The organism is Cuneatibacter sp. NSJ-177 (assembly GCF_022867805.1).
Classification (GTDB): domain Bacteria; phylum Bacillota; class Clostridia; order Lachnospirales; family Lachnospiraceae; genus Pseudolachnospira.
Map to the genome: position 1 here is coordinate 118,247 of NZ_JALIFO010000015.1, position 26,881 is coordinate 145,127.

Consider the following 26,881-nt stretch of genomic DNA (forward strand, 5'->3'; position numbering starts at 1 on the left):
TCAGACATCCGATAACCAGAGTTCAGATTCGTTCCCGTCAATCAAGCGTTTTAAGCAATCCGGTTCTCTCGTTGAACTCGTTGATCAGGGCGTCGATCTGAGGCGCCTGCTTCTGGACGGCCTCCCAGGTGTGCTCGGTGTCGTACCAGAGAGCATTTAACTCCTCGGTCTCCTTGCCCTGCTGTTCCACCCAGGTGTAGTATTTCAAATTGTGTACGCGCTTCCGGTCCACATAGGTCAGCTCCTGCATGCTGTCCGTCTTGATTCCGGCCAGATGGGTCTGGTAGTCCACGGCGGCCATCACAGGCGTATACTCTCCGGTCTCGTCTTGCAGTTCCTTGATCCGGGACTGGTACATCACCGCGGAGTCGGTCAGGACCGTCGCCAGCACGTCGTGCTCGGTCAGCTCGTAGTATTTCGCCATCTTGATCGCGCAGAGCATATTGGCAATGCCCGAAATACCGAAGAAATCCAAAAGCCCGGCAAACTCCGGATCCAGGCCGCACTCTTTTACCAGATATTCGCGGCCCAGAGGCTCATTGAAGAATCGCAGCAGACGCTGGCTGTCCTCATCGTCAATGTCCACAACCAGGTCGGTATTTTTCACATTATGGATCCACGGCACATGCTTGTCGCCGATTCCCTCGATCCGATGGCCGCCGAAACCGTTGTTCAACAAGGTCGGGCACTGGAGCGCCTCGCCGACTCCCAGCTTGGAATGAGGATATTTTTGTTTCAGATAATCGCCGGAAGCCATGGTGCCCGCCGATCCGGAAGTAAAGATTGCTCCGGCAAAGCGGTCGCCGTCCTGCTTCATCTCCTCGAAGGCATCGGCGATGGCGCTTCCCGTCACATTATAATGCCACAGGTAATTCCCCATCTCCTCAAACTGGTTGAAGATCAGGACATCCTCTCTCGTATTCCGGAGTTCCCAGGTCTTATCGAAAATTTCTTTTACATTGCTCTCGCAGCCGGGCGTTGCAATCACCTCGCCGGCAATGCTGTTCAGCCACTCAAAGCGCTCTCTGCTCATCTCCTTCGGCAGAATCGCGATGGAATCGCAGGCAAGAAGCTTGGAGTTGAATGCGCCGCCGCGGCAGTAGTTTCCGGTGGAGGGCCAGACAGCCTTATGATAGCTGGCGTCGAACTGGCCGGTGATCAGACGCGGAGCCAGACAGCCGAAGGAAGCGCCTACTTTGTGGCAGCCGGTGGGGAACCATTTGCCGACCATGCAGATGATCTTCGCCTTGACGCCCGTCAGCTCAGAGGGCAGAACAATATAGTTGCTGCCGCCGTAAAGGCCGCCGAATTCCTTCCTCTCATTCTTCCAGGTAATACGGAACAGGTTCAACGGATTCACGTCCCAAAGTCCCACCTGCTTCAGCTTCTCCTTGATCTTCTCCGGAACCTGATCTGGGTCCTTCATCTGGGCAATCGTAGGGATAATGATATGGTTCTCCTTCGCCTTTTCAATATTTCGTTCCAAGGCCGCTTCGTTTCTCGTCAGATCAATCATGGGCTTGCTCTCCCTTTCCATTCATTTTTTCGGCGGCAACGTTCCCCGTCTTTTTTATCATAACACAACTAAAAAATGGAAGCAATTCTTTCTTAAGGAAACTTCCACTCTTTTTGTGGTTCCCTAAAAATTTTTTAGCCTGAGACAAGCCATTATCCATTGCCCCTAAAACTTTTTTAGATTTCCTAAAAATTTTTTAGATTTCCTATTGCATTTTCCTTTTTTTATGCTATGATGAAGATGCAGGGAAACAGAATCTTTTTCCCAATCAACCATGATTTCAGAATATCCAAGGTAAAAAATCACTCAAATCCGAGACAGGAGGATACAAATGGAAACGGACTTGAAATGGGTTCTCAATGAACTCCCCCCTTCGGATGACCCTTATCTGTCCATCATGTCACAGGACAATATCCGGAAGGTCATCAGCTTTCACCGCAGTTTTCCTCAGTACAGCGTCACCCCGCTGGCAAAACTGAAAAAAATGGCCGGTTATCTGGGGATCAAGGGGCTTTATGTGAAGGACGAATCCTACCGGTTCGGCCTGAACGCCTTTAAGGTGCTGGGCGGTTCCTTCGCCATTGCCCGCTATGTGGCAAAACAGATCAACAAAGACGTAAGCGAAGTCCCCTACAACGTCCTGACCTCAAAGGAGCTCCGGGAAACCTTCGGGCAGGCCACCTTCTTCACCGCCACCGACGGCAATCACGGCCGCGGCGTGGCATGGGCCGCCAATCAGCTTGGGCAGAAGGCAGTGGTAAGAATGCCGAAGGGATCCACGCAGACCCGTCTCGAAAATATACGCAAAGAAAACGCAGAAGTTACCATCGAAAACTGCAATTATGACGAGTGCGTCCGCATGGCAGCCGCCCAGGCGGCAGACACGCCCCACGGCGTCATGGTTCAGGATACGGCCTGGGATGGCTATGAAGAGATTCCCAGCTGGATTATGCAGGGCTATGGAACTCTATCATTGGAAGCGGACCGGCAGCTTCTCGCCGAGGGCTGCGACCGCCCGACCCACGTCTTCGTGCAGGCAGGTGTCGGCTCCCTTGCCGGTTCCGTGGTCGGCTACTTTGCCAACCGTTACCCGGATAACCCGCCGGTCATGGTGGTCGTAGAAGCCAGCGCCGCGGACTGTATCTACCGCTCCGCCGCCAAGGGCACCGGAGAAATCGTCAATGTGGGCGGCGATCTGGATACCATCATGGCGGGCCTTGCCTGCGGGGAGGTCAACACGATTGCCTGGACGATCCTCCGCAATCACGCCTCCGCCTTCGTCTCCTGCCCTGACTGGATGAGCGCCAAAGGCACCCGCATGTACGGCGTTCCTTTAGCCGGTGATCCCACCGTTATTTCCGGTGAGTCCGGTTCCGTCACCATGGGCCTTCTGGCTTCCATCCTGACTTACTCCCGCTACGCAGATCTGAAGGAAGCCTTGAAGCTGGACGAAAATTCCGAAGTTCTGCTGATCTCCACCGAGGGCAACACCGACCCCACCCGCTTCCGCGAAGTCGTCTGGGATGGCCTCTATGGAATCCACAAAAGGAGAGACCAGGAATAACCTCTCTATTCATCAAGCGTAACTGATTTTGAATACAAATAAAATAATGTAACTTCTCATTCATCAGCCATCTTAAAAACCTATTATAGGAGGAGGAAACCACCATGGATTTCAACAAAATCAAAGCAGCCGCTGCCAGCTATGAAAAAGATATGACTCAGTTCCTGCGTGACCTGGTCCGCATTCCCGGAGAAAGCGCCGGTGAAGAAGGCCATGTAAAGCGCATTGAGCAGGAAATGAACGCCCTGGGCTTCGACAAAGTTGTCATTGACCCGATGGGAAATATTCTTGGCTACATGGGCACCGGGGAAACGCTGATCGGCTTTGACGCTCATATCGACACCGTGGGCATCGGAAACCGGAACAACTGGGAGTTTGATCCCTACGAGGGCTTTGAGACCGAAACCGAGATCGGCGGCCGCGGTACCTCCGACCAGCTGGGCGGCATTGTCTCTGCCGTATACGGCGCCAAGATCATGAAAGACCTCGGCATGCTGAACGACAAGTACACGGTATTGGTTACAGGCACGGTCCAGGAAGAGGACTGCGACGGCCTCTGCTGGCAGTACATCATCCATGAGGACCATGTCCGCCCGGCTTTCGTGGTCTCCACCGAGCCCACCGACGGCGGCATCTACCGCGGCCAGCGCGGACGGATGGAAATCCGCATCGACGTCAAAGGAATTTCCTGCCACGGCTCCGCTCCGGAGCGCGGCGACAACGCGATCTACAAGATGGCCGATATTCTCCAGGAGGTCCGCGCTTTAAATGAAAACGATGCCGAGGACGGCACCGAAATCAAAGGCCTCGTCAAGATGCTGGATGAGAAATACAACAAGGAGTGGAAAGAAGCCCGCTTCCTGGGCCGCGGTACCGTGACCACCTCCGAGATCTTCTTTACCTCTCCGAGCCGCTGCGCTGTGGCGGATTCCTGCTCGGTTTCTCTGGACCGCCGCATGACGGCCGGCGAGACCTGGGAGAGCTGCCTCGAAGAAATCCGGAACCTTCCTTCGGTTCAGAAATACGGGGAGGACGTCAAAGTCTCCATGTATGAATACGCCCGTCCGTCCTGGACCGGCCTGACTTATCCCATCGAGTGCTACTTCCCGACCTGGGTCATCCCGGAAGATCACGATGTCACAAAGGCTCTGGAAGAAGCGTATCACGGCCTTTACGGCAATGAGCGCCAGGGCGATCCGGTCACTGTAGAGATGAGAAAGAGCCGCCCGCTGACCGACAAGTGGACCTTCTCCACCAACGGCGTTACCATCATGGGCCGCAATGGCATCCCCTGCATCGGTTTCGGACCGGGAGCCGAAGCCCAAGCCCATGCCCCCAACGAAAAGACCTGGAAAGAAGACCTGGTGAGATGCGCCGCCGTATACGCCGCTCTCCCCTCCACCTACTGCAAATAAACTCCCCATCCGATACACCAGTTTCCACTTCCCCCCGCCTAAGCGTGCCCAAGAGGGGGGGCGGGAGGGGGCCGTGCGGGCATTAAGACTCTGAGCTCGGCCCCCTCGCTCCCCAGAATTGGGCGAAAACAATCAAAAAAGGAGATATAATCATGGACCAGCAGCTGCAAAAATACATCGACAAACTGAACGCTCTGAATTTTAAGGAAATGTACAACAACGATTTCTTCCTGACCTGGGAGAAGACCGACGACGAACTGGAAGCCGTCTTCACCGTGGCTGACGCCCTGCGTTACCTGCGGGAAAACAACATCTCGGTCAAGGTTTTTGAGAGCGGCCTCGGCATCTCCCTGTTCCGCGACAATTCCACCCGTACCCGGTTCTCCTTCGCCTCCGCCTGCAACCTGCTTGGCCTTGAGGTTCAGGATCTGGACGAAAAGAAATCCCAGATTGCTCACGGCGAGACGGTCCGCGAGACGGCCAACATGATTTCCTTTATGGCCGACGTCATCGGAATCCGCGACGATATGTATATCGGCAAAGGCAACGCCTATATGCACGCCGTCTCCGAAGCGGTTCAGGAAGGCCACAAAGACGGAATTTTGGAGCAGCGCCCGACTCTGGTCAACTTGCAGTGTGACATCGACCATCCCACCCAGTGTATGGCCGATATGCTCCACATCATCCATCACTTCGGCGGCGTGGAAAATCTGAAGGGCAAGAAGCTGGCCATGTCCTGGGCCTACTCTCCTTCTTACGGCAAACCCCTCTCGGTCCCTCAGGGCGTCATCGGCCTGATGACCCGTATGGGAATGGAAGTCGTCCTGGCTCATCCCGAAGGATATGAGGTGATGCCTGAAGTCGAGGAAGTTGCGAAGAAAAACGCGGCGGCCTCCGGCGGTTCTTTCCGCCGCACGAACAGCATGGAAGAAGCGTTCCAGGATGCGGATATCGTATATCCGAAGAGCTGGGCTCCCTTCGCCGCCATGGAAAAGAGAACCGACCTCTACGGCAAGGGCGATTTTGACGGGATCGACAAGCTGGAAAAAGAATTGCTGGCCCAGAACGCGCAGCACAAAGATTGGGCCTGCACCGAAGAAATGATGGCGAAAACCAAGGACGGCAAAGCGCTGTACCTGCACTGCCTGCCCGCCGACATCACCGGCGTCAGCTGTGAGACCGGAGAGGTGGACGCCAGCGTGTTCGACCGCTACCGTGTGCCGCTTTATAAAGAAGCAAGTTTCAAGCCTTATATCATTGCCGCGATGATCTTCCTGAGCAAATTCGAAGATCCCGCCGCCATGTTAAAGCAGTTGGAAGAAAAGGGTACTCCCCGGCTGATGAAATAAAGGGACGGCTCGAAGCCCCCCAGGAGGTTTCTATGGAAACGAAAAAAAGACGCATCGTCATCGCCCTCGGCGGAAATGCCCTGGGCAATACGCTCCCGGAACAGATGGCTGCGGTGAAGATCACCGCGCGGGCCATTGTCGATCTGATTGAGGAGGGCTGCGAGGTCGTGGTCGTCCACGGCAACGGCCCCCAGGTCGGCATGATCAATAACGCGATGGCCGCCCTGACCAGGGAAAACCCGAATCAGCCCAACACTCCTCTCTCCGTCTGCGTGGCCATGAGCCAGGCCTATATCGGTTATGATTTGCAGAACGCGCTGCGGGAGGAATTGAAAAACCGTGGAATTGAGCACATCCCCGTAGCCACCATGGTCACCCAGATGCGGGTGGACCCGGAGGATCCTGCCTTCCAGAACCCCAGCAAGCCCATCGGCCATTTTATGACCAAAGAGCAGGCAGAGGTGGCGGAGGCCAAGTACGGCTATATCATGAAAGAGGACGCGGGCAGAGGCTACCGCCGTGTGGTCGCCTCCCCGAAACCGGCTGAGATCATTGAAATCGGGGCCATCCGGACTCTGGTGGACGCCGGTCAGCTGGTCATCGCCTGCGGCGGCGGCGGCATCCCAGTCACGTTAAAGGGGAATCACCTGAAAGGCGCCAGCGCTGTGATCGACAAGGATTTTGCCAGCTGCTTGCTGGCAAAGGAGCTGAATGCGGATTGCCTGATCATCCTGACCGCGGTGGAAAAGGTGGCGATTCGCTTCGGGAAGCCGGATCAGGAATGGCTGTCAGATCTGACCACGGATCAGGCCAAACGGTATGTGACGGAGGGGCATTTTGCTCCTGGTTCCATGCTGCCGAAGGTTCAGGCGGCGATTGAGTTTGCAGAGTCCAAACCAGGGCGCACGGCGCTGATCACTTTGCTGGAAAAGGCGAAGGATGGGATTTTGGGGAAGACAGGGACCCGGATTCACTCGTAAAGACATGGCTTTCTGAAATCCCAGGAACGGTTGAAACGGCTAACAAACATATCGGCGGATTCCAATCAGAATGCTAGAAAAATGAAACTTTCAGAACGGGGAATCCATGTTCCCTCTTGCTGAATAACAAAACCGCTTCGGTTTCTCGTCTATCGGGACACCGGAGCGGTTTTGTAGGCTCCAACCCGCGCGCCTTACCGCACATTCCGAAAATACTTCTCCAGAATCTTCTTAATATAATAATATCTCCTGGCATAAGAATTCTCTACCCGGATCAGTTCGAATCCGTGCCGGCGGCAGATCTCCGCTTTCTGACAGTCCCTCTTTTTTACCGCCTCGTCGGTCATGTGCTCCTTACCGTCCAGCTCGATGGCAAGAATCGGGAACTTCCCTCCGCCATACTCCTTCTCGTAGATCACAAAGTCAAACCGGCCATTGTAAAAGAGGCTGGCTTTCGAGGGATTGTCCTGGAAAACCTGGGAGATCGCCACTCCTTTGTGCACCTCGCACCGGCGGTTGTTGTTCAGCACATTTTCCAGCGCATGGTTCAGGCTTTGCAGGAAAGCTTCCTCGGTCTCCGTGCTGTATGGCTTGATCCCCAGGGCCCTGGAAGATACGGCGTCGCTCGTCACGCCGCAGGTGCCGTTGGATTTGACATACTTCACCAATTCGTATACGTCATCCTGGCTGCCGTCCTGGTGCAGACGTTCCAGGTTTTTGCTGCTGGAAAACACCACCAGCTCTTCTTTTGCGCGGGAGGTAGCCACGTTGATCAGCTCCCGGTTATTTTTCAGCCAGTGATACGTCTTTCCTCCGGTCTGATCCGTCAAGGCTAGAGAAAATAGAATCACATCTTTTTCATCCCCCTGAAACGCATGAACCGTACCGCAGGTCACATCCTCGATACCGTTTTCCCGAAGCGCCTCGCTGATACATTCCTTTTGGTTGGTAAAGGGCGTGATGATCCCGATTTTCTTCTCCCGGTGCTGCATCACATAATCCACAATCTTCGCCGCTTCCTCCGGCGCTGTATTTTTATAGTGGGTCTGATTGTTTTCCATTTCCACGTAGATCAGTGGATGAGGCGACTGCGCTTTGCTGTCAATTTTCAGCTTGTTGTTATAATACTTTTTATTGTTGAACTGGATGATCCGCGGGTCACAGCGGTAATGGTGGCGAAGCAGGATCTCATCGCTGACGGCATCGTTGGCCAGAAACGCCTTGTAAACGGAGTTTTTGATATAATCGTACTCTTCCGCCACCAGATACCGTTTTTTCAGCGCCTCATTGTCGGCGGGATCCAGAAGAATCACCGGGTTCAGCTGCTGGGGGTCTCCGACCAGCAGCAGGCGGTCTCCCCGGAGGATGGGAACCAGGGAAAGAGCAGTGCTGCACTGGCTGGCCTCATCCATAATCACCAGGTCAAAGTACCGGTTCGGCGTACCGATCTTATGGGCGGAAATACAAGTGGTAGCCACCACCGGAAAAATCCGCAGAAACTTTTTCACGTTTTCTTCCTGGCTGAGATAGTGGTTGAAGGCTTCCACCTGCTTCTCTTCCTTTTTTAATTCCAAGATTCGCTGCAGGTCCTCATTTTTCGGTTCGCCCAGCCGTTTTAAATATTTTACGGAAGTATAATTCAGGTATTTCTTAAATTCATCCTCGTCATCGGTCAGCAAAACCAGCGCCTGCTCGTCCGTCACCGATCCGATCTCTTCCAGCCGATGGTTGACCCCGGCCAGTTGGCGGCCCTGCAAATCCGTCTGAAAGGTCAGATGGTGATTTGCCTCCATCAGGCGCTCGATGGCTTCCTTCTGCTCCCTGAGGCTTAATATTTCCTCGTGCTTTTTTAGGAGAGCCGTCAGTCTTTTGGTTCTCTCCACCTTGTCGCCCCGGTTCTTTTCCAGTGTATTTTCATAGACTTTCCAATTCCGCACAAGAGCATACAAACGCTTTATCTGTTTCAGCGCCTCGGCCACCAGCTTATCGTTCCCCAGGCGGATGATGGGAAATGGAATCACTCCGGAACGGTAAGGAATCGTTTGCAGGCTCTCCGCCACGGTATCAATCGGATGATTGTTGTAAGAGGCAAGCAGGACGGTCTTCTCGTTAAAAAAAGCCGTGACAATCGCATTCACGATCGTATAGGACTTTCCGGTTCCGGGCGGGCCTTGGACATAGGTCACCGGGTATTTCATGGCATTGTGAATCGCCAAAAGCTGATCCAGATTGGCCTGGCGCTTGAGCAAGGTAATCGGGTAATCCTTCCGCCGGTCCGGCCGGCTGGTCAGTTTGCCGAAAAATGCTTTGAGCGGGTCGCTGACCTTCCCCTCCTCAAAACTCCGGATAATAAAATTGTATTCCTGATTCAAATCCACATGGATATCCGACCCCAAAGCAATCAGATACGGGCGGTCGTCCACCCCCGCAAGCTGAGGATTCCGCCTGGTGATCTTGTCTTTGATCTCCTCTTGGCAGCGATCGTAATCTTCAAGCAGATCGAAATCCTCCGGATCTAAATATTTGCGGATGCTCTGCCTCTCCCCGTCTATGGTAAATTCCCGGCAGATGGTCACTTCCTTGGCCGGTTTTAACACGCGGTTTTTCACGTCCAAATACACTCTTCGGTAGGCCAGCACGTAGAGGGCTTCCCCTGCGCCCGGCTTCTTCGCGCTCTTTCCCTTTATGGCAAGGCTCAGCAGATTCAGACAGAGCCGTCGGAGCTTAAAGTGCTTCTGCCGGTCGCTTTGTACCGACTCTTCCTGGAACACCCGGACGATCTCGGCAAACTGTTCTTCTTCCAGCGGGTATTCCCCGGAAGACAGGCAATCGCCGTCCAGATGGTGGATCAGGGAATAATCGCACTGATAGGGTTCGCAGTCCAGACGGCTGCAATCGATCAGGTAATTCAGGACCTTGAGATTGGCCGCCGCGCCGAAGATACCCTCGTATTTTTCCGGATTCTCATCGATATCCCGAATCAGCTCCGGATTCCTTTCATAGTAGGATCCTTCCACCACAGCGGAGGACTGGATGGCGTCGAGATAGATCGTATCAAATTTTTTGACGGTGTGTTCGGACAAATGAAAACCTTCCACCTGTAGACTCCGGCGGACGGCATGGATCCCGTAGACGGCGATCCAATATTTCGTGATCTCCTCCTGCTTATTTTTGTACTCAATGCTCAGCCACTTTCCCTCATGGATGGCCCGGAGCAGATTCTGCGGCGTATTGTTCATAAAATGTTTGTCCTTTTGCAGAGACGGGCTCTTCCCTCCATCCCTGCCGTTTTGTCATCATTTTCCCCTCATTATAATATGAAACAGAACCCACGGGAAGTAGTTTTGTGAGATTCCTGCATTATTTTCCCGGTCCGTTATCGCGCCTCTTTTTTGGCATTCGTTCCCTTTCGGATTTCATTTGACAGTATTCAGGAGGAACGGTAAACTGATAGGAGGTCTGCGCAGATAAAAAAACCAGTTTTCCGCCGCGTTCCCCCGGTTGCAACCGGCGGTTGCGGAATTTCCAATCGCACTTGGTGGTTGTCAGCCGGCTTTTTTGCTAAGATACCGGTAACGATATCGTTCCAAACAAACTCAAGCAAGGAGGATTTCCGTTATGATTTTAGCGGACAAAATATCCCTATTAAGAAAGAAGTGCGGCTGGTCCCAGGAGGATCTGGCTGAAAAATTAAACGTCTCCCGCCAGTCCATCTCCAAGTGGGAAAGCGCGGTCTCCGTCCCAGATCTGGATAAGATTATCAAGCTCAGCCAGATCTTCGGCGTGAGCACCGATTACTTATTAAAGGACGATCAGGGTGAAGAGGACCTTTCCTTTATCAAATCGGAGGATGACAGCACGGTTCGGAGAATTTCCATGGAAGAGGCTTCCAGTTACCTGGATCTGATGGAGAAGACTTCCCGCAAATTCGCCCCCACCGTGTCCCTCTGCATCCTGTCCCCGGTTGTTTTGCTGTTTCTCCTCGGACTGAGCCAGCGGCCGGATTCCACCTTCTCCCAGAAAGCGGCTCTGAGCGTCGGGCTCGCGTTCCTGCTGGTCATGGTCACCGGTGCCGTGGCCTCCTTTATCATCCACGGGATTCCGATGACCAAGTATGAATATCTGGAAAAAGAAGTATTTGAGCTGGAATACGGAATCTCCGGCCTGGTCCAGGGGAAGAAGGAAAAATACGAGCCAACCTTTATTAAGGGAATCACCAGCGGAGTCATGCTCTGCATTCTCTCGGCCGTTCCCCTGGTGGTGGTCAGTATCCTGGGGATTTCTCAGTTTGCGGTTCTCCTCAGTCTGGATTTCCTGCTCCTTGTGGTTTCCGCCGCTGTCTATCTGTTTGTCCGCGTCGGCATGATCCACGGCAGCTACGAGAAACTGTTGCAGACCGGGGACTACGCCAAAGAAATAAAGATCGCCAACAAAAAGATTGCCGGGGTAGCCGGAGTTTACTGGTGCGTGGTCGTCTCCCTCTACCTCCTGGTCAGTTTTATCACCATGAATTGGGCAAGAACGTGGATCATCTGGCCGGTCGCCGGAGTCCTCTTCGGGGCAATCGCCGTATTTTTTAATCAGAAGGAACAGAATTCGTAAACTGGTTTTCTATTCCACAGCCTGTTTGCTGCGCGAAGCGCCGGTAAATGGTGAACAAAAACAGCAGCGTCCTTTTCCGGTCATACCGGGAAGAAGATGCTGCTGTTTCCTCTTTTGTGCGAATCACTGCGCTCATAAATACCTTGCCGGCTTTTTTCATGCTTCACACGTTAAGTACCCCAAATACGGGCCGCCGGGCTAAATGATTTTCTCCATATGGCGGCAGTGCGGGAAGTTCTCGCATCCCCAGAATTCTTCTCCCGCATAGGCTCCCTTTTTCGCCACCCGCTTCACCATTTTGCCGCCGCACAGAGGACAGACTTTTTCCTGCTGCGCCAGGAGCTTTTCGTATTTTTCCACAAAGGACATGGGCTGCGGCTGATTCCATTCCAAGAATTTTTCCGCCGTTTCCTTCATCTGTTTATCGCTGCTGGAAGCGCTTTTGGAAGCCCGGTTCAGCTCCCGGATGGTTTCGATCAGATGATCTGCCCGGATCACCTGGGCCTTTACTTCCTTTTTCGCATAGCGGTCGTTTAAGACCGTCTTCGGGTTTGCCAACACCACAATCGGCTTATAAAAATCAGGAAACCACCTGTCAAAAAAGTAGCCCATGACTGCACCCTTGGCCTCCAGACAGAGATCCCGGATCAACTCCATATGCCTCTGATTCTGGGTGATCGGCGAATAGATACATTCTTTTTTGTAACCGCGGCCCTGGGGAAGCGTACGGATAAAATCCCCGCGGGAATTGATCTCGATATTCCCAAACAGATTTTTACACTCAATCACAATGCTGCACTTTTTTGTAAGCACCAGATAATCGATCTGCGCGCTCAACTCATCCTTTACCAGGTAGAGATCATGGAGAACATACATAGGGATATGGCTGTTTTTCAGTTCATATGCCACATTTTTTTCTCCCGACAGTCCCGCCGCAATCAACTTTATATCCTGATCCATCTGCCGCGCGATCTCTTCCGGGGCGTGTTCCCGCAGCTCGTTCAATCTTTGAAGCTCCGCCTCCGCATGGCTGTCCTCTTTCCAAAAGATCGGATCTCCTTTTTTCTCAAACAACCCCATGTTCTCTCTCCCCACATCCAATTTTTCCGACTCTCGTCGTTTAGTATACCAGATCCGACAGGATTCGGCAACCGGATGGAGGTAAAAACAAAATGAGGCGTCCCCTGCCCGCCAGTCAGCACTTGGCGCGGAACTCTTTCAAGATCCGGAGAAATTCCGGATCGTCCTTAAGATATTCATATTTCGGATTGTGTTCCAGATCCGACAGCAGCGGCGCCAGCACCAGGGAACTGACAGGCGCCTGGCTCCAGGTATCTGAGATGTGGTGATACAGAGGGATTTTCCTTGTGTCCCACGGGACAAGGGTGGCGGTTAGAATGGTCCGGATCAAAGAAAGGCTGCCGGGAACATCCTTTTTTGCCGTGGCAAGCTGAAAGGGAACTAAATTCGCATTGTAATCCGACAGTCCAAAAAGCTTGGCGGACGTTTTCGCGGCTTCGGCAAGCTTGGAGGCGTCCTCCTCCCGCCCTTCCCGAAAGGCGACTTCCACCAGGTTCATCAGATACACCTGAAGCTCATTCAACGCCATCACAAGTTTTCGTTCCAGGATTTTCCCCGCCTCTTCCAGCTTGTTCTGCCGGATGTAGAGGTCCGCCTGCAATTTTTTCTTGTCCAGAGCATCCGCTTCCGGCAGCAAATCCAGCATTTCCTGGGCTTTTTTATATTCCTCACGGAGAATGTATTTGGACGCCAGCATGTAGGCGGCTCTCGTGCGGTACGGTTCTTCGCCGCTGTTGGCTACACGGTCATACCAGGATAAAATCGTCTTCTCATACTTTCCTTTTTCCTCAGACGTCAGCCCGGACAAAAGCAGAGCCCCTTCCACTACCAACGCCGCCGTATGAATCAGACCGCTGCAGTTGGGATATTCCTGGATTTTATCGACGCACATCTGAAAACCGCTCTCCATCCCGTTTTTCTTGATTTCCTTTCCGACCGCGGAAGAAAAGGCAGAGATCTCCTGCTCCGAAAGTCCGTCCTGAAAACAAAACAGCGTATTCAAATCCACTTCCAGCAGGCGGGCCAGGGCGGGCAGCAAAGAGACGTCCGGGCTGGAAGCCCCTTTCTCCCATTTATTGACCGCAGGCGCGGATACGCCCAGATAATCCGCCACTTGTTCCTGGGTCAGCCCCAGGTTTTTTCGTCTATCCCGTATCACGGTATTCATCGGCATTTTTATCACTCCTTTTTAAAGATTGGCTGCGCAAAACTTGGACCTTGCCAATCGTCCGGCTTTCGCCGCCGTCCGAGGGCGTCATTTTTCTGCCGCAGGCTCGGCCGGAAGCTTTCTGGCTTCCCGTTTCCTGATCGCGGCAGGACTGCTTTCCTTGTTCGATATCAAACCGGTTTGTTCTTAAAGTGTAGCAGATTCTTTATCCCGATACAACTGAGCCTTTCTTAAATAAAAAGAGAATTAATTAACTGCTGGTTAATCCCGGCGTGCCGCTGAAACGAGCTGGGATGGTTCCTGAAAAGTGAAAACGCCAGTTTTTCGCGCAAATGTGAGGGCGTCCATCCAAACGAGAAACGAAAAGACTGCCGAAAGTTATATAAAGTCAAACAAACTAAGCTGTGTTATCTCTTCCGCCGGCTTTTCCTTTTTCGCCGCCTCCCGGATCGCAGATTCCGGCAAGATCTCTTTCAGAAAAGCGGACTCTTCCCCAGAGGTGGTCAGAATCAGCTCCTCTCTTGCACGGGTCATGCCGACGAAAAACAGCCGCCTTTCTTCCTCCCAATCCGAGGCCTTTCCTTTGACCTCCAAAGGCACCAGCCCTTTCCGGATTCCATAGAGGAAAACCACGGGAAATTCCAGGCCCTTGGAGCCGTGAAACGTCATCAAGGTCACTGCGTCGGAAGTAAATTTCCTGCCGCCGCTGCGCCGGATATCGCCTTCCTCTCCAAAAGATAACGTGTGCAGAAAAGCTTCCATCGAGACGGAAAGCACCGAAAGATCGGCCAGTTTTTTCATCGCCTCATCCTCCCCGGCATCCGTATCTTTCGCCCACTCTTCCAACAGCTTTACCGGCTTTCCCTTCTGCGCCTTTTTTTGGTACTTCTCCGCCAGCAACGCCAAACGGTCCCCAGCCGTCTCTTCCTCCGACGGCCAGATCAGCTTCTCCGCCTGCTCTTTCGCCGTCATGTCATCCGGGTGCAGCACATACTGGAAAAAGTACAGCGCCCCCCTTACTTTAGGTTCCAAAAGAAAATCCTCCCGTCCCGCCACTACATAGGGAATCCCTTCCTGGCGCAGGCATTCCTCCAAAAGCTTGGCCTGCCGGTGAGTCCGGTACAGGACCGCAAGGTCGGAAAAACTTCGGACCTCCTTGCCCTGCCTGCTCTCGTTTTCCTCCACGTCCACCATATCGATTCCGCCGATCAGCCGGTTAATCTCCTTGGCAATGAAAATAGCCTCGCTCTTCTCACCCGGCGCTTTTACGATGCGGACCGGCCGACCAGCTTTTCCGGCCGCCTCCATCCGCCTTGCCTCCCCGCTATTATGGCCGATGACGGAAAGCGCGCCGGAAAGAATCTCCGGTGTGGAGCGGTAATTATAGACCAGACGGATGGTTCTCAGGTCAGGATGCTCTTCCTTCAGGCGGGTAAAACACTGGGAATCGCTTCCCCGGAACCCGTAGATGGACTGATCCGGGTCCCCGATAACAAAGAGCTCTCTCCCGTTTTGATTCCAGGCTTTTATCAGCTGGTATTGAATCGGATTGATATCCTGGAATTCATCTACCAGGAGATAGGAAAAATCAGCCTCCGCCGCCGGCCTTTCCTCCCCGTCCGTAAAGAGCCGCAGACCTTCCAAAAGAAGATCGTCATAGTCCAGGGCGCCGGCCGCTTCCATCTTCTCCTGGTAAAAGGCAGCCGCCTCCTTCGAAATTCGATCCTCGCAGGGCTCCTCCGGCGTTTCCTTCCAGGCTTTATCGCCAGCTTCCAGCAGGTAATCATCCCTACCTTCCTCCATAGGGGATCCGCTTACATCCTTCAAAAGTTCTTCCCTAGCTTCCCCTAAGGAGACTTCGCGAAATTCCTCCAGGTCCTCCTCTGCTCCGCCGGATTCCATTCCGCTCTTGAGAAGGGAAAGTTCACGGAGGAAATTGGCGGCGGAGAGTTTCAATCCGAATTTCTTTTTCGCCTGCTCTGCAAACTCTCGCTGCATCCCTTCGTCCGCAATGGTAAAGGTTCTGCCGCTCTCGGTCAGCAGCTGGCTGCAAATCGAGTGAAATGTTCCGATCCGCATCTGTTTTCCCAGGCGCTTTCCGCCGGGCAGCTGTTCCAGACGGCTGCGCATCTCCGCCGCGGCCTGATTGGTGAAGGTGACGGCCGTGATCTCCGACGGCTCGATTTTTCGCACTTCCAGCATATAGAGCAGGCGGGTGATCAGCGTCTTCGTCTTCCCCGCTCCCGGCCCGGCAATGACCGCAACGGCCCGTTCTTCTGCGCAGGCCGCCTCCCGCTGCTGGGGATTTAATGCGGCCAGTCCGCAGGGATCCGGCTCATTTTGCAGCCTGTTTTGCATCCCGCCGCTCTCTGCGCATTCCTCCGCGCCGTTTGGTTCCCTCGACCCGGAAGCATCCCCCAGCTTATCTATCCCGGCTCTGCCTTGATCCAGCGGCCTAAAACCAAGCTCCGGCAGTCCTTCTCCTTTCCCGCTTTCCTGGTCTCCCTCAAGCTTTTGGTCTGCGGCGGCGCTCTCCCTCCCGGCCAAATTCAGCGCAGGAAATACCGGCTTTCGTTCCAGCTCTTTCCACTCTTCCTGGGTAAACAGGCTGAGCTGCCCCTCAAGGGAGCTGATCTCCGATTCATCCAGCAGCTGGATTTTTCCGTACTCTCCGTCAAAGCCCGGCGTCCGCTCCACTCTTCCTTCCCGCAGCCGCTTGATTCCTTCCGCGACCAATGGCCCCGACACTTTCTGAATGTCCTCCACAGGGACCTGGCGCAGGATGGAAAACTCCGATCCCAGCCGGTAGAGCATCCGGCCGTACTGGGCCTGCACCTTCTTTCCCGCAGCGCTGCCGCCTGTGGACGCTGCAATCACCTCCGGCAAAGGAACCAGGCTTTCAAAGGGCTTGGCGTTCTCCGTCTGGTAGCCCTCCTCCCGGTCCGCCAGCTCCTCCACCCGGTGCAGCACTCCGATCGTCAGCTTCTTTCCGCAGACCGGACAGATATTTCCGTATTTTAAGGCTTCCTTCGGATCCAGGGACAGGCCGCATTTCCGGTGCCCGTCAAAATGATATTTTCCTTCCTCCGGGAAGAACTCCAACGTCCCGGCCAGGCCTTCGCCCTGATTGATGGCCCGCGCCAGATTGTCGTAGCAGAGATCCATATCAAAAAGATTGGCCTCCCGTCCCAGCTTCGCCGGAGAATGGGCGTCGGAATTGGAGATCAGCTGAAAGGAGTCCAGCGCCGAGATCCGCCAGTTCATCGGCGGGTCAGAAGAAAGCCCCGTCTCCAAAGCATGGACATGGGAAGTCAGATCTCCGAAGCAGTCCTCAATCCGGTCAAAACCGGAAAAAGCGCCGAACAGGGAGAAGTGGGGCGTCCAGATATGCGCGGGCACATAAACCGCCTGCGGGCAGGTCTCCAGCATAATTTCCAGCAGGTCCCGGCAGTCCAGCCCTAAAATCGGCCGCCCGTCGGAATGAATGTTCCCGATCAGTTCCAGCCGTCGGGCCAGCCGGTCCGCGTCCTCCAAGTTCGGGAGAATCAACAGACTGTGCACCTTCCGGACCCGGTCCCATTTCTTATAGATCGAGCTGATCTCCCCGGTCACGACGAAGCGGGGCCGCCGGTCATCCGGCGTCTCCTCGTCCTTGATCCGGTATTCCTTCTTCAATACATAAAAACCGTCCTCAGCCGGTTCCAATTTTTCTTTTAGCTCCTCCCGCCAAGCCGGGTGCGTGAAGTCCCCGGTTCCCACAATGTCGATCCCTTTTTTTCTTGCCCACAGATCCAGATACTCCGGCGTGCAGTCCTTGCTGGTCGCCCGCGAATACCGGGAGTGAATATGCAAATCTCCAATATACATCCGATCACCTCCGAATCGTTCTCAGAATTTTTCCGATCTTCGTCGTTTAGTTTACCATATTCGACAAAATTCGGCAACCGGATTTCCTGGATCATTTTTCCTCGCCGGCATCACTTTTTGGCTGCGGCAAGAAATGGTTCATGAGATATTTCACGGTAAAGCACAGCGGCAAGAACAGCCAAAGAATGCGGCTTTTGGCCAGATTCGGGCCGACGCCCTGTTTCGCAGTCAGAAAAAGATAGGCCGCCAGGAGGGAAGCCGCGGTTAAGAGAAACAGTGTGCTCCCTCTGCGGACTGTGAGCTTTCGAAAAGCCAGCGCCCCTAAAACCGCCGCCCCCAAACTGTACCATACGGTCCGGTTCAGCACTCCGCATGCCCAAAGCTCCGCCTGGCTTTTCTCCGTCCGGATCAGCAGCGCCCATTCCTTTTCTTTTTGCTCCCAAAGCCCGGTCCAGAATTCAAAGTCCGACCACTTGGCAGGGAGGTAGTCCCGCGGAATATCAAGGGAGAGCCCCAACACGAAAATGCCGGCGGCTCCCAAAACACAAGCGGCAAAAAGCGCCGGTGCGATGCCATGCTTTCCCTTCCAACGAAACACTCGTTTCACCAGTCCCGCCGCCAAAACAACGTAGAGCAGCAGAGGGATCAGCCGGGCCGCCCCTTTCGCCCAGCGAAGATACCAGTGGACGGGAATCACCTCCCCCGTGATCCCCGCTTCGCTGGAAAATTGACGCACCGCCTCTTCCTGACTCACGTCCTCCGGGATATTCAGGGATACCCGGTCCAGCAAAAATCCGTCCGTCCCCTGATTTGCCTCCGTTCCTGCCTTCGGTGGGGAGGAACCGGCGGACTCAGCCGGAATCACCACCATTTGTTCCGCCTGATCCAGCATCCCCTCCACCTTGTATTTCCGCTGACCGATTGTCACCGTCTGCCCGATGGCGGAGGGATGGCCGAACAGGGCCTCCGCCAGCCCCCTGCCAAGCAGGCATCCCCCCTCCCCGCTGCCGAGGACTCCTGCGTTTGGAAACACCAGGCGGGAATCTCCGCTGACGGCTACGATCACAGCCTCGGACTCGCGGTTTAACTCTGGGTACCTGACCACGCCCTGACTCTCGCCCCAGAAGGCAAAGTCAATCTGCTCCGTCTCCTTGCTGTGTTCGGATTTCTGGAATTCTGCCACCGCCCCGGCCTCATAAGGGTCTTTTAGGAGCAGCAGGCGGATCCTCATCCGGCTGTTTCCTTCCTCCCCGCAGGCCAGAGCCTGCGACAGAAGGAGAAGGAAGGCAAAGGCCAAACATACCGGAACCGCCTGCCAGATCCGCGCCCTCATTCTTTGTTCGGGCGAACCCGGCTGCCCGCCTCAATCGGTTTGTCCGAGGAGACAATCACCTGCTGGCTTCCCGTCAGCGCCCCTTCTTTGAGGACCGCCAGCTGCTGGTTCTTCTCCAGGATCTCCACGTCCACCCGGGCCGCGGTAAGCTCCGTGCCCAGCACTGTCTTTTCTTCCTGCAAAATCAAAACATAGGATTGGTTTCCATCCAGATGAAGCGCCGCCAGCGGAAGGGTGCAGGGATAGCGCGGAGACTTTTTCTCCAGCGACAAGGTGGCGCTCTCTCCGATTTCCATCTCTCCGTCCCGGATCTCCACCGTGATCTCCATCTGCTCCGGATCTTCCGGAGACTCCTTCATCGAATCCACGGTCAGACCTTTGATCTCCTCATTTCCGGCTGTTGGGATGAGAATCACCTCATCTCCCTTGGCAAGATATTTCGCATCCTCCGCGGAAAGAGCGGCCACAAACCGGCAGCCCTCGGATAAATCCGCCAGGGAAACCGTGCTGCCGTCCGAGGTGGCGAAGCCTGGCTCCGCGTTCACCTTCCGAACAACCCCTTTTACAGGCGAGACAATCCGCCCCTGGCTCGACTCCAGTTCTCGCATCCGTTCCAATTCGATTTGCAGGATCTGAAGATCCAGCGTCTGGCTTTTTACGGTGCTGTCCGGCAGCGTCTGCTTTGCGGCATCCTCTTTTTTACGCTCCGCATCCGTCAAGCTGTCCTCCCGCTGCCGCACAGCGTCCTCATAGGCGTTTTTCGCCTGGGTATAGGCATCTTCCAATGCCTGTCTCTGACTGGCGTCCGCCTGCCCTTCCCGGCTCTCCCGTTCTGCCTGATACTGGGCCAGGGCGGCGTCCGCCTCTTCCTTTTCCCGCCCGGCTGCTTCCTTCCGTTCTTCCGCCTCCTTCACTGCCTTTGGGAGCTGCTCCAGGGAAGAGCCGGTTTGCCCGGATGAGGCGGGCGTTTGCGGCCCGCTTCCCGCCTCGGACGCGGAATCCGCCGTCTGAGACGCCGCAGCCTCCGCTTTTTGGAGTTCCTCCTGCTTTTCCTTCCACTCGGTTTCTGCCTGCTGCAAGAGTTCCGCCTTCTCCCGGCAGGTATCCTGGAGTGTTTTCTCCACCGGGTCCTCCGCTTCCCCAAAGTCTCCGCTTTCTGCGGAGCGGTCAAAATCCTCCAATCGGCTTTTTGCCTCCTGCATGGCTTTCTCGGCCCGCTCCACCTGCGTATCCGCGCTCCTCTCTACCCGCTGGTAGTCCTCCCCGGCCCGGCGCCGCTCCAATTCCTGATCGCTCTGCTTTCTCTCCTGCCCGGCCTCATAGTCCTGGATTCCCAGTTCCATCTTCTGAATCTCCCGTTCCTTCATCCGAATCTTTTCCGCCAAATCTTCCGGATCCAGTTCCAGGAGAAGATCCCCCTTTTCCACGCGGTCCCCCGCGTTCACCAACACCTTCTTCACCCGGATTCCGGAGGCCACATTCACCGCGCAGAGCTGGTTTTCTTTTACCGTCCCGGAAGCCGAAATCCGATAACTTAAAGACTCCTTTCCCGGCGTCTCCACAACGACATTGGGAACGATCTGGTTAGAAGCCGCCCTGGACAGCAGGGTAAACAGTACCATCAGCGCCAAGAACCCTGCCAATGCCCGCAGCGCTTTCTTTTGAATCGCTGCGGAAGTATTCTGTTTTCCCTCATTCTTGATCCATTTCCCAGCCATACTTTTTGTGTCCTTTCTATTCCTTTAACGCTGCCGCCACAATCCCCTGTTCCAGATAGTCCTGCCCGCAGAGAAATACCAGCAAAGCCGGGATCAGCGTGACCACGGAGGCCGCAAAGGAAACCCCTGCCCGGTCCATGCTGATGTTCGGCAGATAGAGGGAAAGAGGCCATAGCTCCTTATTTTTTAAAAATGTCATAGGCTGCTCAATCAAGTTCCAGTATTCCAGATAGCCGAGTACCATGGCTGAGATGATGCCGGGGGATCCCATCGGAAGCCCGATGTGCAGAAAAATCGCCAGTTCCCCCGCCCCGTCCACCCGCGCCGCCTCGATCAAAGCGTGAGGCACGCTGCAAAAGAAACGATACATGATGAAAACCGGAAACGTAGAAAAGACGGCCGGGAGAATGACAGCCCACAGGGTATCCATCAGATCCATCCCGGAAAGCACCAGGTAGCTGGAAAGCATCGTCACTTGGAACGGCATCATCATCAGGACAATATAGAGAGTAAATAAAATTTTCTTAAATGGAAACCGGTACCGTGCAAACCCCCAGGCTGCCGGAACCCCAAAAATAAGCTGACCCGCCAGGATTCCCACCGTCATCTGGATGGAATTCCAAAACATCTGAAAAAATTCCGGGGAATCCAGCAAAAGTTCCACATAGTGCCGCAGCGTGGGCGCCAGCGGGAGCACGGACCAAGTCATAAGTCCCTCCCCTCCCGCGAGCACAGCCCCCAGATGCTCCGTCAGCTCCCCATCTCCCATCAAAGATCCGGCCAGCAGGAAGAAAATGGGATAGCAGACCGCCGCCGCCAATATCATCAGCAGGCTCAGGATTATTCTCCTCTTCATACCGCTTCACTCCTCATATTCCCAGGCCCGCTTCAACAAGCTGACCAAACAAAAGACCACAAGGACCAGCAAGACAGCGGCAGCTGCAAGCTTGTCAAAATCCATCTCCCGGAACCAGTTATTGAACAGGTGCTGGAGCAGGTACATGCTCTCGTGGGGGTAATCCCCGGCAACCAGGTAACTCTCCCGGAATACTTTAAAGGAATTTAAGAGGGAAAGCACCGTGACCGTATACAAAACCGGCTTCAAATTGGGGAGCGTAATGTGCCAAAAGCAGGTCCACTCCCCGGCGCCGTCGACTCTGGCCGCCTCATAGATCGTCTGCGGAATGCCGGAGATTCCCGCCATAAAAAGTACGATATCGTAACCCAGGTTTTTCCACAGATAGCTGACCACCAAAATCCAAAACGCATACCCGGAGTTCATATAGTCCGCCGGCTGAACTCCCGCAGGCGATAGCAGCATATTGAGCAGCCCGTTTTCATGAAACAGACATCTCCAAAGCAAGACCACCGAGGCTACCGGAATCGCCATGGGCATTAAAAATATGGATTTCAAAATTCCTCCGTACGCCTTCTGTCTCTGCAAAAACACGCCGATGAGAAGGGATACGGCAACCAGCAGCGGAATACAGGCCAGGGTGAATCCCAGTGTGTTTTTGGCCGCCAGGCGGAACGCCGGTGTCTCAAAGATCGCCCGGTAATTTTCGAATCCAACCCAATCCCGCGACACGGCGCTCTGGAAGGAGCGCAGCGCCACATCGGCAAAGGGCAGCAGCACAAAAATGCACACCCCGGCCAGACTAGGAAGAACAAAGAGAAGTCCGGTGACGGCCAATTTCCTATCCATATCCGCTACTCCGAAAGATACAGGTTCACTTTATCCAAGATCGAGTCCACAGCCTCTGAAACTGTCGTCTTGCCCAGCAGACACTTCTTGCCTTCTTCCAGTACCGTGCGGTTGATGGTCTCATCGGTGATGGCCGGGACCCTCAGCCCCTTTACCATGTCCTTAAAGTCCGAGATCTCCGCTTCCGACGGCCAGGCGACCTCCATCTGGAAGCTCTCCCCCAGCTCACTGGTCATGGACTGCACGCCCAGACGATCCTTCATGAAGGAAGGCAGCTCCATCTTCTGATCAAAGGCCTTTTCATTGACCGGCCATTCATCGATCCCAGCCAAAGATTGCCCTTCCGTCAGATAAAATTGGATGAACTGCTTAGCGGCTTCCGGATTCGCGCTCTTCGCGCTGATTCCCACGGCTCCTTTCGGGACAAACACATGCTCCGCCTGTCCGGGGATCTCCTGATATCCGCCGCCAAGTCTCTTTCCGGCGGAAAGGACATAACAAAGATCCATCCCTTTTTCCAGATTTCCGAAGGTAAAATCGGCTCCGGCATACCCCATCTCCAGAGTATAGAGTTCGAGGTTCGACATAAACGGCGTCAGATCCAGCGCTTCATTTTCCGGCCATTCCATCTGGCCTTCCTCGTTGTCTCCGCCCTGGGCTTTGGCAATCCGCGAAACCGCCTCCAGAAACTCAGTCAATTTTTCCCTGCTCAAGGTCCCGTCTTCTTTCCACCAGGCCGGCGAGGAAGCAGGCATCAGGCTCATCAGAATCGATGACGAAGGATAATTCCCCAGGAGCTGTTTCGCTTCCGGCTTTTGCCGCCGCGCCTCCTCCATCAGGGAAGCCAGCTGATCCAGGGTCCGTGCTTCCTGGAGCGAGTTCTGATTTCCCATCAAGGCCGGCACGGCAAAGCAGGCCGGTACGGCGGGAATCTGATCTCCTTCTTGGTAAGCCCGAATGATATTTTCAAACAGTCCTCCGGATTTTTGAACTTCTTCCACAACCTCTGTCAGATCTGCCAAAAGTCCCTTCTTTGCGTAAGACTGAACCGGCATCCCATCCAAAAACAAAATGTCCGGTCCCTCGCCTGCCATAATGTTTGTGTTCAATGTTTTTAAGGCGTCCGTCCTGGTCACCGCGTCCGAGCCGGTCATTCCCACTTCGTAGGTCACCTGCACGTTCTGGTTGCTGCTCTGGAAGGCGCTGATAGCCTGCCGGATCAAAGAAGATTCATACAGAGAGTAGACCACCAGGGTCTCCGATGCCTGTACCGGAGCTTCCGGATCATAGACATACCGGAACAGCGCGGCGCCCTCGTAGTTCCCGCCGTAATAAGACAGCAGGAGAGATCCATCCTCGAAAGCAATCCCGCCGTCAATGAAGAGGGATGGGTTGAACATCTGTCCTTGCTCCCCGGCAAAAAGCTTTTCCAGCGCAGAGCCTTCCGTTTGGAAACGGAAGATCCCATTTGTGCTGGCCAGGTAGAGGGTCTTTCCATCCGGCCCCGCGATTTTCCCAGGCAAAGAGGGGGTCTCCATCAGGAAATCCCGGAGCACGTCAGGGCCCTTTTCCTCCTGATTATTGATTAAATCATAGATGGTGATATTTACATCCGTTGTTTTCACCGAACCATCACCGGCGATCTCCATATCACTCTCCATCATATAAAGCTTTTCCCCGACTGCGATAAAATTCGGCTGTGCGGCAATCCCTTCCGCCGACGGCGCTGCTTCTTCTCCGTAAATATGCTTCACTGTCAGGGTTTTCGCATCCAACTGGTGGACTCTTCCTTTGCTCATGCAGAGAATGTCCCCGGACGGAGCAAACTGAATCGCTTCAATCGGGAATTCCTTCCCGGAATCCCCTTTCAGAGCGACCTGCTGCACGCTGCCGTCTGACTTCACGAATTTTGCTGATCCGGAAGACAGATCATCCGACATCTGATACAGGATTTCTCCGGCCGGGGAAATAGCCGCCTGGCCAAGGTGAGAATCCCCTTCCATGTCCGCCTTCATCTCCGATGGAATCCCTGTCCATGCTTCCCAGGTTTTCCCCTGATCTTTGGAGTCGGAAACACCGTGATCCGTGACGATCCGCACGCTGCCGTCCTCCAGCAGCTGCATCGCCATAATGAATCCATCGGTCTCGGAGACCGCCTGCTCCACATATCTGCCTTTTGCGCCCTCGGCAGCATTGTTCCCTGTCTCGGTTTTCTGCCCTGCCCCTTGCGGGTGATCCTCCCCGCCGCTCTGACAGGCAGTGAACGTGAAGGCCATCAAAACCGCAAACAGCGCGGCAAAACCCCTTCGTCTCCTGCTATGCTTCATCATCTCTCTCATTTCCTTTCTATCTCGAATTCCGATTCCCCCAGGCCGGCCTATAACCTGTCACTGTTCCGGGCTCCATGAAAGCACGCGCTGCGGCCCTTAACAGGTACGGACCCAGTATAGCACAGACCCTCTCTAGGGATCCTCTATCCTCTCTCTAATTTATCTCTAAATTCCCCTTTCCCCTGTCTAAATAGAAGAAGAAATGATATACTATACAACAAATTCCGGCCCCGGATCCATGGCCGGTGAACTCATGCGAAAAGGAGCATTGCTATGAGAATCCTGATCATCGAGGACGACCAAGAGCTTTGTCAGACTTTGGCTTACCGTTTAAAAAAAGAAGGAATCGCCTCGGACCTCTGCCACGACGGCGCCGAGGGCCTGGAGATCGCCAGAGGAAACGCATACGATCTGATCTTGCTGGACCGGATGCTTCCCTCTCTGTCCGGCACGGATCTTCTCGCGCAGTACCGAAGGGAAGGCTTCGTCACTCCGGTGATCCTCGTCACCGCTCTTGGGGAAGTCCGTGAGCGGGTGGAAGGCCTTGACGCCGGAGCCGATGATTACCTGGTCAAGCCGATTGCCTTTGAAGAGCTGATGGCCAGAATCCGGAGCATCAGCCGAAGGCCGCAGCGGTACGATTCCAGCCGGAGCGCCGTCGATCAGGGACTTTCCCTGGAACTCGATACCAAGGTGCTGAGCTACCGGGAAAAATCCTGCTGCCTGTCCAAAACAGAAGGGGATCTGATGGAAGTATTTCTCAAAAACCCAGGAAAAATCCTGTCCCGAAACATGATTTTGACCAAAGTGTGGGGGATCAGTACCGAGGTGGAGGAAGGCAACCTGGACAATTACATCCATTTTCTGCGAAGACGTCTGAAATCCATCGACAGCATTCACTCCATCCGCACCATCCGCGGAATCGGATATAGTCTGGAGGTATAGATGTACCGAAAACTCCATATGAAAATGACCCTCTTTTGCGGGACGGTCACCGGCGTCATTCTGCTGGCCATGACCCTGGCGGGACTGATTGCATTTGAAAGACTTCTGGAAAAAAACGACAGCGCCGTGCATGAAAAGACTCTGAACACCGTCCTGAACCAATTAGAAGGGGAATCGCTGATCGACTACGGCAAGCTCGGTCAGATCGCGGACATGCGTTTTTATACCATCACGCTGTATGAAAAAGAAACGCCGTATTTCCTCTATCAAGATCCCGTCCAGCAAGAGCGGATGAAGGCGGCCTGCGGCCTGGCCTCTGCCAAGTATGGATTCCAGGTGGAAAATCCGCCCACCTCCCGCACGAAGACCAAGCATCTGGAATTTGTTATGAAGGAAGAGGGAGTAGAATATCTGGCCTCCTTCTCCTCGATCCCGCACCCCTATGGCACATTCTGCGCCGTGGTGCTCTACTCCCGCGCGCAGCTCCATCAGCAGATCTGGGGGCTCCGGCTTTTCCTGCTGGCTGTGGATCTCGCCGCCCTCCTGCTTCTTTTTCTGTTCGCCTGGTTTTATACGGGCAGGATGCTGGGCCCCATCGAGGAAAACCGAAAAAAGCAGATTCAGTTTGTAGCCTCTGCGTCCCATGAACTAAGGTCCCCGCTTTCAGTCATTCTCTCCAGTGCGGATGCGCTGACGGTGGCCGAGGAGGAAGACCGGAACAGCTTTCACGAGATGATCCGGTCCGAGGGAAGGCGCATGTCCCAGCTGATCAATGACATGCTGGCCCTGGCCAACTCCGACACCCAGGCCTGGTCCATGTACTTGGAACCCGTGGCATTGGACTCGATCCTGCCGGACCTGTATGAAAAGTATCAGCCCTTAGCCGGAAAGAATGGCTTAAAACTCCTGGTCGATCTCCCGGATTCCGACGCTGTCCCGTTTGCTCTCTGCGACCGGCAGCGGATCGAGCAGGTGATGGAAATCCTGCTGGACAATGCAGTCAGCTACACGCAAAAAGGGGGATCTATCACCCTCGGCCTCAGCCAGGATGGAACAAAATGGAGGCTATGGGTAAAAGACACCGGTCCCGGCGTCCCGGATCAGTGGAAGGAGCAGATCTTCGGCCGGTTCTTCCGGGCGGACCTGTCCAGGAAGGACAAAAAGCACTTCGGCCTCGGTCTCAGCATCGCCCAGGAAATCGTACGCCTTCACAAAGGAAAAATCTGGGTGGAAGACCGGCCGGGCGGCGGCGCGGTCTTCTGCGTCCAGCTACCGCGCACGGAAGCCGCGGATGAATGAAAAGGGTTGA

17 protein-coding genes are annotated in these 26,881 nt (G+C 54.5%); 7 read left to right on the plus strand and 10 right to left on the minus strand.

What is annotated here, in order from left to right:
• Window positions 1-37 precede the first annotated feature (37 nt).
• A complete protein-coding gene (locus tag MUB23_RS18300) occupies window positions 38-1,516 on the minus strand; it encodes a pyridoxal-5-phosphate-dependent protein subunit beta (protein WP_244802201.1) in 1,479 nt (492 codons plus the stop codon).
• Between the two features lie 331 nt (window positions 1,517-1,847).
• Between MUB23_RS18300 and dpaL the strand changes: the two genes are divergently transcribed.
• From dpaL to arcC, 4 genes are all read left to right on the plus strand, one after another.
• Window positions 1,848-3,080: a diaminopropionate ammonia-lyase gene (gene dpaL, locus MUB23_RS18305; protein WP_244802202.1), complete on the plus strand. Its 1,233-nt coding sequence runs from the start codon at window positions 1,848-1,850 to the stop codon at window positions 3,078-3,080.
• Between the two features lie 104 nt (window positions 3,081-3,184).
• Entirely contained in the window at window positions 3,185-4,495 is a 1,311-nt protein-coding gene (locus MUB23_RS18310; RefSeq protein ID WP_244802203.1) for a YgeY family selenium metabolism-linked hydrolase, read from the plus strand.
• 152 nt (window positions 4,496-4,647) lie between these two features.
• Entirely contained in the window at window positions 4,648-5,844 is a 1,197-nt protein-coding gene (ygeW, locus tag MUB23_RS18315; protein ID WP_244802204.1) for a knotted carbamoyltransferase YgeW, read from the plus strand.
• Between the two features lie 32 nt (window positions 5,845-5,876).
• Window positions 5,877-6,824: a carbamate kinase gene (gene arcC / locus MUB23_RS18320; protein ID WP_244802205.1), complete on the plus strand. Its 948-nt coding sequence runs from the start codon at window positions 5,877-5,879 to the stop codon at window positions 6,822-6,824.
• A 194-nt stretch (window positions 6,825-7,018) separates the two neighbouring features.
• Here arcC and MUB23_RS18325 read toward each other — a convergent pair whose 3' ends face one another.
• Window positions 7,019-10,063, minus strand: coding sequence for an AAA domain-containing protein (locus MUB23_RS18325; RefSeq protein WP_244802206.1), 3,045 nt, complete (start codon window positions 10,061-10,063; stop codon window positions 7,019-7,021).
• A gap of 379 nt (window positions 10,064-10,442) precedes the next feature.
• Here MUB23_RS18325 and MUB23_RS18330 point away from each other — a divergent pair, with 379 nt between their 5' ends.
• A complete protein-coding gene (locus tag MUB23_RS18330; RefSeq protein WP_244802207.1) occupies window positions 10,443-11,426 on the plus strand; it encodes a helix-turn-helix domain-containing protein in 984 nt (327 codons plus the stop codon).
• A gap of 198 nt (window positions 11,427-11,624) precedes the next feature.
• Here the strand turns inward: MUB23_RS18330 and MUB23_RS18335 are convergent, their stop codons facing one another.
• The 8 genes from MUB23_RS18335 to MUB23_RS18370 all read right to left on the minus strand — a co-directional run bounded on the left by MUB23_RS18335 (window position 11,625) and on the right by MUB23_RS18370 (window position 24,627).
• A complete protein-coding gene (locus MUB23_RS18335; RefSeq protein WP_244802208.1) occupies window positions 11,625-12,506 on the minus strand; it encodes an NERD domain-containing protein in 882 nt (293 codons plus the stop codon).
• Window positions 12,507-12,621: 115 nt separating this feature from the next.
• The gene (locus tag MUB23_RS18340) at window positions 12,622-13,680 is read right to left on the minus strand and encodes a helix-turn-helix domain-containing protein (protein ID WP_244802209.1); all 1,059 of its coding nucleotides are present in this window, start codon (window positions 13,678-13,680) and stop codon (window positions 12,622-12,624) included.
• 372 nt (window positions 13,681-14,052) lie between these two features.
• On the minus strand, window positions 14,053-17,541 hold the full coding sequence (locus tag MUB23_RS18345) for a UvrD-helicase domain-containing protein (protein ID WP_244802210.1): 3,489 nt from the start codon (window positions 17,539-17,541) through the stop codon (window positions 14,053-14,055).
• A 91-nt stretch (window positions 17,542-17,632) separates the two neighbouring features.
• Window positions 17,633-18,874, minus strand: coding sequence for an ABC transporter permease (locus MUB23_RS18350; RefSeq protein ID WP_244802211.1), 1,242 nt, complete (start codon window positions 18,872-18,874; stop codon window positions 17,633-17,635).
• On the minus strand, window positions 18,871-20,592 hold the full coding sequence (locus MUB23_RS18355; RefSeq protein WP_244802212.1) for a biotin/lipoyl-binding protein: 1,722 nt from the start codon (window positions 20,590-20,592) through the stop codon (window positions 18,871-18,873). The genes MUB23_RS18350 and MUB23_RS18355 overlap by 4 nt, the downstream gene beginning before the upstream one ends.
• 16 nt (window positions 20,593-20,608) lie before the next feature.
• Window positions 20,609-21,448, minus strand: a complete 840-nt coding sequence (locus MUB23_RS18360; RefSeq protein ID WP_244802213.1) for a carbohydrate ABC transporter permease — start codon at window positions 21,446-21,448, stop codon at window positions 20,609-20,611.
• A gap of 6 nt (window positions 21,449-21,454) precedes the next feature.
• Window positions 21,455-22,297 (minus strand): carbohydrate ABC transporter permease, encoded by an 843-nt coding sequence (locus MUB23_RS18365; RefSeq protein ID WP_244802214.1) that lies wholly within the window; start codon window positions 22,295-22,297, stop codon window positions 21,455-21,457.
• Window positions 22,298-22,302: 5 nt separating this feature from the next.
• Window positions 22,303-24,627, minus strand: coding sequence for an ABC transporter substrate-binding protein (locus MUB23_RS18370; RefSeq protein WP_244802215.1), 2,325 nt, complete (start codon window positions 24,625-24,627; stop codon window positions 22,303-22,305).
• 273 nt (window positions 24,628-24,900) lie between these two features.
• Here MUB23_RS18370 and MUB23_RS18375 point away from each other — a divergent pair, with 273 nt between their 5' ends.
• On the plus strand, window positions 24,901-25,572 hold the full coding sequence (locus MUB23_RS18375; protein WP_244802216.1) for a response regulator transcription factor: 672 nt from the start codon (window positions 24,901-24,903) through the stop codon (window positions 25,570-25,572).
• The gene (locus MUB23_RS18380; RefSeq protein WP_244802217.1) at window positions 25,573-26,871 is read left to right on the plus strand and encodes a sensor histidine kinase; all 1,299 of its coding nucleotides are present in this window, start codon (window positions 25,573-25,575) and stop codon (window positions 26,869-26,871) included.
• Window positions 26,872-26,881: the final 10 nt, after the last annotated feature.

Bases quoted from the DNA above. Each gene is read 5' to 3' on its own strand.
- MUB23_RS18300 (WP_244802201.1), bottom strand. From the start codon at position 1,516: ATGATTGATCTGACGAGAAACGAAGCGGCCTTGGAACGAAATATTGAA.
- dpaL (WP_244802202.1), top strand. From the start codon at position 1,848: ATGGAAACGGACTTGAAATGGGTTCTCAATGAACTCCCCCCTTCGGAT.
- MUB23_RS18310 (WP_244802203.1), top strand. From the start codon at position 3,185: ATGGATTTCAACAAAATCAAAGCAGCCGCTGCCAGCTATGAAAAAGAT.
- ygeW (WP_244802204.1), top strand. From the start codon at position 4,648: ATGGACCAGCAGCTGCAAAAATACATCGACAAACTGAACGCTCTGAAT.
- arcC (WP_244802205.1), top strand. From the start codon at position 5,877: ATGGAAACGAAAAAAAGACGCATCGTCATCGCCCTCGGCGGAAATGCC.
- MUB23_RS18325 (WP_244802206.1), bottom strand. From the start codon at position 10,063: ATGAACAATACGCCGCAGAATCTGCTCCGGGCCATCCATGAGGGAAAG.
- MUB23_RS18330 (WP_244802207.1), top strand. From the start codon at position 10,443: ATGATTTTAGCGGACAAAATATCCCTATTAAGAAAGAAGTGCGGCTGG.
- MUB23_RS18335 (WP_244802208.1), bottom strand. From the start codon at position 12,506: ATGGGGTTGTTTGAGAAAAAAGGAGATCCGATCTTTTGGAAAGAGGAC.
- MUB23_RS18340 (WP_244802209.1), bottom strand. From the start codon at position 13,680: ATGCCGATGAATACCGTGATACGGGATAGACGAAAAAACCTGGGGCTG.
- MUB23_RS18345 (WP_244802210.1), bottom strand. From the start codon at position 17,541: ATGTATATTGGAGATTTGCATATTCACTCCCGGTATTCGCGGGCGACC.
- MUB23_RS18350 (WP_244802211.1), bottom strand. From the start codon at position 18,874: ATGAGGGCGCGGATCTGGCAGGCGGTTCCGGTATGTTTGGCCTTTGCC.
- MUB23_RS18355 (WP_244802212.1), bottom strand. From the start codon at position 20,592: ATGGCTGGGAAATGGATCAAGAATGAGGGAAAACAGAATACTTCCGCA.
- MUB23_RS18360 (WP_244802213.1), bottom strand. From the start codon at position 21,448: ATGAAGAGGAGAATAATCCTGAGCCTGCTGATGATATTGGCGGCGGCG.
- MUB23_RS18365 (WP_244802214.1), bottom strand. From the start codon at position 22,297: ATGGATAGGAAATTGGCCGTCACCGGACTTCTCTTTGTTCTTCCTAGT.
- MUB23_RS18370 (WP_244802215.1), bottom strand. From the start codon at position 24,627: ATGATGAAGCATAGCAGGAGACGAAGGGGTTTTGCCGCGCTGTTTGCG.
- MUB23_RS18375 (WP_244802216.1), top strand. From the start codon at position 24,901: ATGAGAATCCTGATCATCGAGGACGACCAAGAGCTTTGTCAGACTTTG.
- MUB23_RS18380 (WP_244802217.1), top strand. From the start codon at position 25,573: ATGTACCGAAAACTCCATATGAAAATGACCCTCTTTTGCGGGACGGTC.